This window comes from Acinetobacter sp. HR7, assembly GCF_000773685.1.
Taxonomy (GTDB): domain Bacteria; phylum Pseudomonadota; class Gammaproteobacteria; order Pseudomonadales; family Moraxellaceae; genus Acinetobacter; species Acinetobacter thermotolerans.
The window spans coordinates 1-10,390 of sequence record NZ_JPQO01000171.1 but is presented as its reverse complement, the minus strand read 5'-3'; the positions used below and the strand labels follow the sequence as shown (position 1 = coordinate 10,390).

Here is a 10,390-nt window from a genome sequence, read left to right as displayed (position 1 = left end):
AACGGATTTAAAATGAGGTTATGTCCTTTTTATTTCAATGACTTAAAAAGTTGAGATTGGCGTTAATCAAAATAATTGCTTAAATATAGTTCAATCATTCAAGTAGGTGATTATTTGAATAGGCATTTACGCACTATAAAAAAATAAATATAAATCATAAATAATTGAAAAATAATAATAAATATAAATTTTTAATTTAATAAGGAAATAATAAATTAGTACCACGGAAAAGGAAAATTGCCTTATCAAGGCGTTGATTCATACTGAGAATGTACCAAACAGAGGAACTTCTCATATGAAACATACACGCATTAGAACATTCAATACGAAAGTAACTTACCCAGAACAAAACTTAGATAACGATTTATGTCAGGCGGTTGTAGCACGTGGCCGTACAGTGTTCCTGCGTGGACAGATTGGTCAAAACCTGGATACTTCAGAAAGTGTTTGTATTGGCGATGCAGCGGGTCAGGCAGAACAGGCGATGTATAACATCAAGATGCTGCTAGAAGAAGCTGGCGGCGAACTCGAAGATATCTGCAAAATCACGATTTATATCATTGACCCTCGTTACCGCGAAGAAGTTTACCGTGTAGTGGGTAAATGGTTAAAAGGCGTATTCCCTGTATCGACTGGTATTGTTGTTTCAGCATTGGCTCGCCCTGAATGGCTGGTCGAAATTGATGCAACCGCAGTAATTCCTGACTAATTGATTTGAGGAAAATTGCCTATGACATTTTCGATTATTGCACGATGCCATAAAACAGGGCAGTTTGGAGGAGCAATCTGCTCCTCATCTCCTGCCGTAGCCGCGCGATGCTTACAGGCGAAAGCCGGTGTGGGGGTTGCTACATCTCAGAACATCACTGATCCAAAGTTGGCAAACATCTTGCTAGATATGACCAAATATGATCTGTCTCCAGAAGAATCCATCGCAGAATTGGTGAAAAATACCGAATTTATCGAGTATCGACAGCTTACTTTGATCAATTCTGACGAGAAGCCTGCTGCATTTAGTGGCAAACATTCACTCGGTGTGTTTTCTCAGTGCATAGGTGAGCATGCTGTTGGTGCGGGAAATCTTTTGGCAAAACAAGAGGTTTCTCAAGTCATGGTAGATGCTTTTCATGCAGCATCAGGTAGCCTGGCTGAGCGGTTAATGACGGCACTCAAAGCAGGGCTTGCTGCCGGTGGAGAAGCTGGACCAGTTCATTCTGCAGGTCTGTTGGTGGTGGATAAGGTGGAATGGCCCGTGATCAATTTACGTGTCGACTGGTCTGATACCCCGATTGAAGATCTGCACCAACTCTGGAAAGTATATGAACCGCAGGTTGAAGATTACGTCGTACGTGCGATTAATCCCGCAAGTTCTCCAAGCTATGGGGTCCCCGGCGATGAGTAATGCTTCACTGCGCTTTTAAAGGATGCAGTTGTGCTCAATCGAATCTCTCTACGTCAAATGCAATACTTCGTTGCTACTGCTGAAAGCGGTAGCATTATCATTGCATCTGAAAAAATTCACGTTTCTTCACCTTCAATTTCAGCCGCGATTGCACATATTGAGTCAGAATTAAAAGTCCAACTATTTATTCGTCAGCATGCCAAGGGCCTGATTCTGACCAATATTGGCGAGAAGGTGATGCAGGAATGCAAATTCATTCTAAGTCAGGCCAACAGCTTGTATTCTCTGGCGGCAGATTTCTCTGGATCAATTAGTGGTCCATTACGCTTAGGATGTTTTACCGCTTTTTCTCCGATGATTTATGCCGAAATTATTCACGGCTTCACCAATTTATATAAGCACGTTACTTTGGATTTATGTGAGGATGATCAGCAGGTATTGCTGAATAGTCTGGCACGTAATGAGCTGGATGTCGTCTTAACCTATGACTTGAATATTGATCATGACCTGATTAATTTTGAACCGTTGGCGGTATTACCACCTCATGTGTTAGTCAGTGAAGCACATCCCTTAGCCAAGAATGTCGCAGTAACACTGGAAGAGCTGGCTGAACTGCCGATGGTATTGCTGGATATGCCATTCAGTAATGACTACTTCATCTCGCTGTTCCGTAACCATAAATTAAGCCCGCAAGTCGCACATTCATCACGGCATGTAGATGTAGTGCGTTCCATGGTCGCCAATAATCTGGGCTATACCATTTTAAATGTGCGTCCTAAAAACAATTACTCACTGGATGGAAAACGTCTGGTTCGCCTACGTATTGCCGGTGAACATCGTCCGATGCAGATTGGACTGGCGACCGCGAAAAATGCCACATTGAATACGGTTTCTCAGGCATTCATCAGTCGCTGCCGTGCATTTTTATCCAATCAATATATTCCTGGTATGGCGGACGCGCATTTCTTCGATCCGCATATCAAGATGAAAGCTACAGCATGAGGTCTCAGCATTGAGCGATTTAAACAGTATTCAGCTTCTTTCCAAACTGATTGCCTTTCAGACCATTTCCTATCAAAGCAATCTAGAGCTGATTCGTTTTGTGCAAGAACTATTTGAAAGCCATGGCATTCAGGTCAACCTGAATTTTAATGCAGAGAAAACCAAAGCCAACCTGTTTGCTACCACTGGTCCTCAAGATCAACCTGGTGTGATGTTATCAGGTCATTCAGATGTGGTGCCGGTAGAAGGGCAACAATGGGACAGCCCAGCTTTTGAAGCCGTAACCAAAGATCAGCGTATTTATGGTCGTGGCACAGCGGATATGAAAGGCTTTTTGGCCTGTGCCATTGTCACCATGCTAAAAGCCTCACAGTTGCAACTTAAGCGGCCATTACATTTATGCATTTCTTATGATGAAGAAATTGGCTGCATTGGTGTGCGAGGTATTCTGGATCATCTCGCCTCCAGTATTGTCCAACCGATTTTGTGTGTGATTGGTGAGCCCACCATGATGCAATTAGCATTGGCGCATAAGGGTAAAACAGTTTATCGAGCACATTGTCATGGGGAAGAAGGACATTCAGCTTTAGCACCGAAATATGTGAATGCGATTCATGTCGCTAGCCGCCTGGTCGATTCATTACAACAGGTGCAAAGTTATTTAAAAGAACAGGGGCATCAGGATTCTGGCTATGACATTCCCTATACCACGGTACATGTGGGGAAAATTGTAGGTGGTACGGCTTTAAATATTGTGCCGAACCTGTGTGTGGTAGATTATGAAATCCGGCATCTGGCTGAAGATAGCAGTCAGGCTATTCAGGAACAAATTCTCGAAAAAGTCACTGAAGATTTCCGTTCGCAGATTGAAGTGGAAGAAATGAATCAGTATCCAGGCCTAAAAACCTCAAAAACTATTGAAGCAGTAAAATTTATCCAGCAGTTACTGCCATCAGATACGCAGATTGGAAACATTTCCTTTGGTACAGAAGGCGGCTTATTCAAGGATGCCTTGGACTGTCCGGTGATTGTCTGTGGCCCGGGAGATATTGCAGTCGCACATAAACCGAATGAATATGTCGATATAGAACAATTAAACCAGTGTGATATTTTTCTGGAGAAATTATTAATGAGTTTAAAAGGGCTTTGTTGCATAAAGATTTCATAACTATATGATTTTAAAAGTTTTGATTATTTTTTAATCCAAAATTAAATTTATTTAAATCAGATGCTTACATATTTATGCAACAAAGCCGTTTAAAAGCATAATCTTATTTTAATTTTATGAAAAATAAATATTGCATATTATGGTTGGCTATTATATAAAATAGCGAACATATATTTTATATATCGATTTATTTTAAATGAAAGGCCAATTTTATATTGGCCTTTTTTATTGCTTTTAAAAAGCTGTGGTATTGAATCACTTTTTAAAAATTACTTATTTCCCTATTTTTAGCTATAAAAACATTAATAGAGAAAAATCGTCCGAATGGGGGACTTTTATGGATTTTAACTGGACCTATACCTTAGATTTATTTACCAACAAAAATTTCTGGCTGGCGACCTGGACCGTGATCGAACTCAGTGTGCTGGTCTGGGTGATTGGTATTGTACTGGGCTTTTTACTGGCGCTTGGCAAACAGTCAAAATTTAAACCACTATCCTGGTCCAGCGATATATATATCTGGTTTTTCCGGAGCCTGCCATTGCTGGTATTACTGGTGTTTGTCTACAACCTGCCACAAATTTTTCCAGCTTCCAGTGTGGTGCTTGCATCGCCATTTATTGCTGGCCTGCTTGCCATGACCTTGAGTGAAGCTGCTTATATTGCAGAGATTCACCGTGGTGGCCTGACTTCTGTACATAAGGGCCAGATTGAAGCAGGTAAGGCGTTGGGGATTAAATATTCTGGCATTCAACGCCTGATTGTGATTCCACAAGCTTTCCGTATTGCGTTACCCGCTTTGGGCAATGAATACGTGTCAATCGTGAAACTGACTTCACTGGTTTCCGTGATTTCATTGACTGAAATTCTGTTGGTAGGTCAACGCTTGTACACGCAAAACTTCCTGGTAATGGAAACCATGCTGGCGGTTGCTTTCTACTATGTCCTGATCGTGACCGTATTTGGTTGGTTGCTGGGCTGGCTAGAGCGCAAAATTGACATCACTAATCGTAAACCAGGCCTGATTGATGAAAAAGATCCATTATATCAATTGCCTAAAGCTTCAATTAATGCGCGTAAGGATGTGAAGCCAGAACGTGCTGGTGAATATGCACTGGAAGCGATCAATATCCATAAATCTTATGGCAATCAGGAAGTGTTAAAAGGCATTGACCTGAAAGTGAAATGGGGTGAAGTGATTTCAATCATTGGTCCATCCGGTTCTGGTAAAACCACCTTCATCCGTACCTTGAATGGTCTGGAAAGCCTGAATCAAGGAACTGTCAATCTGCTGGGTCAGCCATTCCTAAAAGATCAGGAAATTACTGAAAACTCACCTGAGTACAAAAAACAGATCATTCATGTGGGTATGGTATTTCAGAGCTTTAACCTGTTCCCACACAAAACCATTCTGGAAAATGTGATGTTAGCACCGCTCTATCACAATATGGGAACGGTACTGGACAGCAAAATCACGGCACTGGCAATGCTGGAAAAAGTCGGCATGAAACAGCACGCTAACAAGTACCCGCACCAACTGTCTGGTGGTCAGCAACAACGTGTCGCGATTGCCCGTGCACTGGCAATGCAACCTTCCATTATCCTGTTTGATGAGCCAACATCGGCATTGGATCCTGAACTGGTGAACGAAGTATTAAAAGTGATCGAGGAGTTGGCACAAGAAGGACTGACCATGATTATTGTGACCCACGAAATGCACTTTGCCTTTAAAGTTTCAGATCGTGTAGTATTTATGGAAAATGGTCATGTAGTTTTAAATGACACGCCAGAAGCTTTAAAAAATGCCAATAATGAACGTTTAGAAAAATTCATTTATAAAGCAGCTTAAATCACTATATATTTAAAGCAGCCTTGATAGCTGCTTTTTTTATGCATATTTAAAATTCGGAAGTATTTTATTTTTATAAAGTGTTGAATAAAAAAATACTAATCGGATTATTACAGCTTTATATATATATTCGAAGCATAAAGATAATTTAAGGGTAGGGTGGTATTAATGAAAACAAAATCTTTTTTATTCACTGCATTGATGGGAAGTTTATTACTCACTGGATGTGCGAAAAAAGCAGAAACTGAATCAACACAGGCAGCTGTAACAGAAACCAAATCTGTCACTGTAGGTTCGGATTTAACCTTCCCGCCATACGAATTTCTGGATGATGGCAAGCCAAGTGGTGTCAGTGTGGAAATAATGGAAAAAATTGGGGAAGTACAGGGTTATAAGCCTGACTGGAAGGATACGCGTTGGGCGAACCTGATTCCGGGTCTAAAAGGCAATAAGTTCGATATTTTGTTCTCGTCCATGTATATCACCAAAGAACGTCTCGAGCAGATCGACATGATCCCGTATTACAAAACTGATATTTCTTTGCTGGTACGTAAAGACTCGAACCTGATGCCAAAAGGTCCTAACGATTTGTGCGGTCAAACGGTAGGTGTCATGAAAGGTACCGCATTTGCGACTCAGGTGCAGGAAATTTCCCAGGAGCGTTGTGCGACTCAAGGCAAAAAATCCATCACCATTCGTGAATTTGAAACTTCACCACAAACGACCCAGGCTTTATTGGCCCATGCCGTGGACATTCAGTATGACGATGCAGCGGTGATGACGGCTGCAGCGAAAAATTTACCAGACAAAGTCAAAGTCACTTCAACTGAACAGTTCTTCCCGACAGTAGGCGGAATTGGTATCCGTAAAGGGGATACCGCAACGTATCAGCTAGTGAAAGAAGGCCTGGACAAGCTGAAAGCTTCGGGCGAATACGAAAAAATTTTAGCTGATTATGGTTTAAAAGCACCGACTGATGCCGATGTTGCAGCAGTGATGGCGAAATAAGATTCAATTGAAATAAGAGGAACAGAAGATGTTAACACAAGCGCAAATTGACCAATTTCATCGTGATGGTTATCTCGTTGTTGAAAATGTACTGACTGCTGAACAGCTGGCAGGTTTACGTCAGCAATTGGAAAGCTGGGTGGATGAAAGCCGTGAATATTCTGAAGCTTATGGTGAAACCTTAGATGGCCGTCCACGCTTTGATGTTGATCCGGCAGACCACAGTGCTGCGCATCCATCACTACGCCGTGTGAGCTCGCCAACGGAAATTTCAGACGCTTATTATGACACTGCGATGAAATCAGCAATGGCGACCATGGCCGGCCAACTGATTGGTGGTAGTGGTACCCGTTTCCATCACAGTAAAGTCAATGCCAAGCTCCCGCATACAGTCACCACAGTAAAATGGCATCAGGACTTTCCATTTACTCCACATACCAATGATGACATGATTACTGCATTATTGATGGTCGGTGAAGTGACGGCTGAAAATGGTCCACTGCAAGTGATTCCAGGTAGCCACAAAGGTGAACTTTATAATCACTGGCAAGATGGTCGTTTCACCGGAAAAGTTGAGGAGGCTGTTGAAGCTGAACAATGTCAGAACTATGTATCTTGTACAGGTCCTGCCGGTTCCGTATGTTTCATGCATACGCGTTTACTGCATGCTTCAGGGGCGAACCAGACTGAATTACCACGTTACCTGTTCATCACGGTATATGCAGCGGAAGACGCGATGCCAATTTCCGATAACCCGCTACCAAGCAAACATCAGGGTCAACTGGTGTATGGTGAAGAAAGTGGTCAGATCCGTATGTCAGCGAACCAGCTAAAACTGCCACAAAAACCTAAAGGTGCATCTTTCTTTGTGCAGCAAGCTGGACTGGAAGAAGTGGCATAAAACCAGATCCCATAAAAAAAGAGCTTCATTTGAAGCTCTTTTTTTATTGTGCAAAATAAATTGAAAACTTAATCCATAAAACTTGGATCTTCAGCCGCCAAAATTGATTTCATTTCTTCAAAATGGGCAATGCTAAAGTCTTCAATTTTTTCCCAGTCCTGCGCGGTCTTTTCCGCAACCTCATCATTCAGGATATTGAGTGCCTGACCAGTAGAATAAGCATTGATGAGGATCTGCGCTGCACGTTCAAAGGTATACATATCATCAAAAGCAATGCCAATATCATGTGAGCCAATCAGGACACCATGATTACCCATGAGCAGACGTTTATTTTGTTGTAAGAGGCTGGCCAGTCGTTGTCCTTCAGCCAGCTGATCTGCCATACCGCCGTAATGGCTGTCATAAGAGACACGGTTGAAATAACGCGCGCTGTTCTGTTCAACGGGCAACATGGTCGGATTTTTCAGGCAGGACAGTGCTGTTGAATAAATGGGATGCAAATGCATGATAACTTTAATGTCAGGACGCAGTTGATGGATCTGGCCGTGAATTGCCCATGCCGTTGCATCAATTTTTCCTTTTTCAAAACTGTTTGGATCATTGGAATGAACCAGGATCAAGTCACTGGCTTTGACCTTGGAAAAATGTACCCATTTCGGGTTTAACAGGAAAGATTTGCCATCTTCAGAGACTGCTGCACTAAAGTGATTCGCTACTGCTTCATGCATGCCTAATTTTGCGCTTAAACGGAGTGCAGCTGCCAAATCTATGCGTAATTCTAGTTCAGTTTTCATCGCGTTGACCTAAATAAAGTGTATGAAAATTCTAATATTTTTAGACCAAACGCTGGATCGTAATTTTCAGCCTAGTGACTAGGAAATTCAAAATTACTTTATGCAAAAAACTCACGTATAACAGTTGTATAGCAATTATATCCGTTGAATTGGAGTTTGTGTATGAGATCAATTTTGAAAGTAAAACCGCTGATTGCAGCTTTATCTCTGGCAGTTGGATTAACTGCATGTAGCAAACCGGCAGAGCAGGCAGAAGGTGATACGAAAGCTGCGACTGGCAAAGTGTATCAAGTTGGTAGTGATATTACTTTCCCTCCATTTGAATATTTTGAAAATGACAAAGCTGTCGGCTTCGATATCGAAATTGCTGAAAAAATATTTGAACAATCAGGTGATAAAGCAAACTTTATCGACAGCCGTTTCTCTAACCTGCTGACTGGTCTGGATGCGAAAAAATTTGACCTGCTGTTGTCTGGTTTATACATCACTAAAGAACGCGTAGAAAAAGTGGATATGGTGCCATATTTCATCACCACTGAATCTGTGGTGGCTTTGGCTGACTCCGATTATCAACCAAAAACACGCGATGACCTTTGTGGCAAAACCATTGCGGCACAAAAAGGCGCTTTATTCCCAGAACAGTTACGTCAGATTTCAGATGAAAGCTGTGTAGCTAAAGGCAAACCTGCGATCACTATCCGTGAATTCGTAACTTCACCAGAAGCGGTACAAGCATTGTTGGCCAAAGCAGTGGATGCACAGTATGACGATACCAGCGTTGCTCAAAGTACTGTAGAGAAATTAAAAGGCCGTGTCGTCATCAGCTCAACTGAACCATTCTTCCCAATCCTTGGTGGTATTGCAGTACGTAAAGGCGACACTGAACTTTACAACAAAATTCAGCAAGGTCTGGATGCGCTGAAGAAATCCGGAGAGTACGACCAGCTGATTGCCAAATACAAGTTACAGGCACCAACGGATGAAGACATCCAGAACTACATGCCGAAGTAATCCAAAAATCGCATTGAAAGAATGAAAGTTAAATACGAAATAGGATCGTTATAATGAAAATGAAAGTACTAAGCGCGTGCTGCTCAATCCTGATGCTTGGGGGAATCGTAACTTCAGCTTATGCTGCAGATCTCACGATTGGTGATGAAAAAAGTGATCTGGGTGCATTAACACTATCTGGTTTTGTTAGAGCTAAATATCAGGACAAGAGCTGGACGGAGAATGACCATAAACTGACCTTTGATGCAGCACGTGTCAATCTGGACTATAAATCACCTAAGCTGTTTGGTCATGTAGAATACCGCTGCTACCAGTTTGACAAACTCTGTGACTTTTCAACGTTAGTAGATGGCTATTTAGGCTATAACATCAATGACAAGCACCTGATTCAGGCCGGTATCCAGGCTGTACCATTTGGTCCCGGGCGTTACTGGGAAAGTAACTATTATGGTGGTGTGATCACCCAGGTGGGTCTGGAAGATGTGCATAACCTCGGGATCAAATATCAGGGTAAATTCGATACGGGTACCAAACTTGAACTCGGTTATTTCCCGGGTGATGGTGGTAGCTATAGCGGCCCATATTCAGAAGATGCCAGTCGTTATACAACTAATTTCGTCAAACCTGAAAATAGTGCAATCAGCCATCTAGACGAAACAGATATGTTTATTGCTCGCGTTCAGCAGGACATTTCCGGTTTACCTGAAGGCGTTTCAAGCAGTGTAGGCGCTTCTTACTGGTCATCTGATATTGACAATAAAACCTTTAACACTGAAGGAGACCGTCAGGCTTGGGCATTATTTGGTAACTTACGTTATAACAACCTCGGCGTTACCGTGACATTAGGTAAGAATGATGTAGACAATGCTGATCCAATAACACCTAAAGCATCCTTGATGGGTTCATTCGATGACAACTTTATGGTGGCGAATGAAGGCATGTTCTATACCGTCGATCTGGCTTATTCATTTAAAGATGTAGGTAAATTTAGTGAAATTGAACCGCACTTTATGTATAGCCAATATGATAAATCAGAGGATGGTTTTAAAGATTCAACCCGTCATATTCTAGGTGTAACAGCGTACTATAAGGACCTGATGTTTGTTGCTGACTATATCATGGGTAAAAATGACTTCCTGATTGGTGGCCCAGCAGATTCTTATGCGATAGGAAGTGGAGACAAAACAGAACATATGCTGAATCTGCAGGTGTCTTATCTGTTCTAAGTTTTCAGCTAAAAAATAAAAAAGACCGC

Annotated in this window: 10 protein-coding genes and 1 pseudogene; 10 read left to right on the top strand and 1 reads right to left on the bottom strand. The window is 41.9% G+C overall.

Going from position 1 to position 10,390, the window contains the following annotated elements; all coding sequences use genetic code 11:
• Window positions 1-295: 295 nt before the first annotated feature.
• The 8 genes and pseudogenes from GW12_RS09120 (at window position 296) to GW12_RS09090 (ending at window position 7,330) form a co-directional block, all read left to right on the top strand.
• Window positions 296-709: a RidA family protein gene (locus GW12_RS09120; protein WP_034586616.1), complete on the top strand. Its 414-nt coding sequence runs from the start codon at window positions 296-298 to the stop codon at window positions 707-709.
• Between the two features lie 21 nt (window positions 710-730).
• On the top strand, window positions 731-1,402 hold the full coding sequence (locus GW12_RS09115) for a DUF1028 domain-containing protein (protein ID WP_034586615.1): 672 nt from the start codon (window positions 731-733) through the stop codon (window positions 1,400-1,402).
• 30 nt (window positions 1,403-1,432) lie between these two features.
• Window positions 1,433-2,404 carry a LysR family transcriptional regulator gene (locus tag GW12_RS09110; protein ID WP_034586613.1) on the top strand — a complete coding sequence of 324 codons (972 nt, stop codon included), beginning with the start codon at window positions 1,433-1,435 and terminating at the stop codon, window positions 2,402-2,404.
• A gap of 10 nt (window positions 2,405-2,414) precedes the next feature.
• Window positions 2,415-3,572, top strand: coding sequence for an acetylornithine deacetylase (argE, locus tag GW12_RS09105; protein ID WP_034586610.1), 1,158 nt, complete (start codon window positions 2,415-2,417; stop codon window positions 3,570-3,572).
• Between the two features lie 337 nt (window positions 3,573-3,909).
• Window positions 3,910-4,560, top strand: a pseudogene (locus tag GW12_RS16215) (amino acid ABC transporter permease); the annotation flags it as partial.
• Between the two features lie 126 nt (window positions 4,561-4,686).
• A complete protein-coding gene (locus GW12_RS16210; RefSeq protein WP_227504156.1) occupies window positions 4,687-5,421 on the top strand; it encodes an amino acid ABC transporter ATP-binding protein in 735 nt (244 codons plus the stop codon).
• Window positions 5,422-5,589: 168 nt separating this feature from the next.
• On the top strand, window positions 5,590-6,429 hold the full coding sequence (locus GW12_RS09095; protein WP_034586605.1) for an ABC transporter substrate-binding protein: 840 nt from the start codon (window positions 5,590-5,592) through the stop codon (window positions 6,427-6,429).
• Between the two features lie 28 nt (window positions 6,430-6,457).
• Window positions 6,458-7,330 carry a phytanoyl-CoA dioxygenase family protein gene (locus GW12_RS09090; RefSeq protein WP_034586602.1) on the top strand — a complete coding sequence of 291 codons (873 nt, stop codon included), beginning with the start codon at window positions 6,458-6,460 and terminating at the stop codon, window positions 7,328-7,330.
• A 68-nt stretch (window positions 7,331-7,398) separates the two neighbouring features.
• Here GW12_RS09090 and GW12_RS09085 read toward each other — a convergent pair whose 3' ends face one another.
• Window positions 7,399-8,124, bottom strand: coding sequence for a class II aldolase and adducin N-terminal domain-containing protein (locus GW12_RS09085; RefSeq protein WP_034586599.1), 726 nt, complete (start codon window positions 8,122-8,124; stop codon window positions 7,399-7,401).
• Between the two features lie 162 nt (window positions 8,125-8,286).
• On the opposite strand from GW12_RS09085, the gene GW12_RS09080 reads away from it, so the two are divergent.
• Window positions 8,287-9,135, top strand: coding sequence for an ABC transporter substrate-binding protein (locus tag GW12_RS09080; protein WP_034586596.1), 849 nt, complete (start codon window positions 8,287-8,289; stop codon window positions 9,133-9,135).
• A gap of 53 nt (window positions 9,136-9,188) precedes the next feature.
• A complete protein-coding gene (locus GW12_RS09075) occupies window positions 9,189-10,361 on the top strand; it encodes a hypothetical protein (RefSeq protein WP_034586593.1) in 1,173 nt (390 codons plus the stop codon).
• Window positions 10,362-10,390 lie beyond the last annotated feature (29 nt).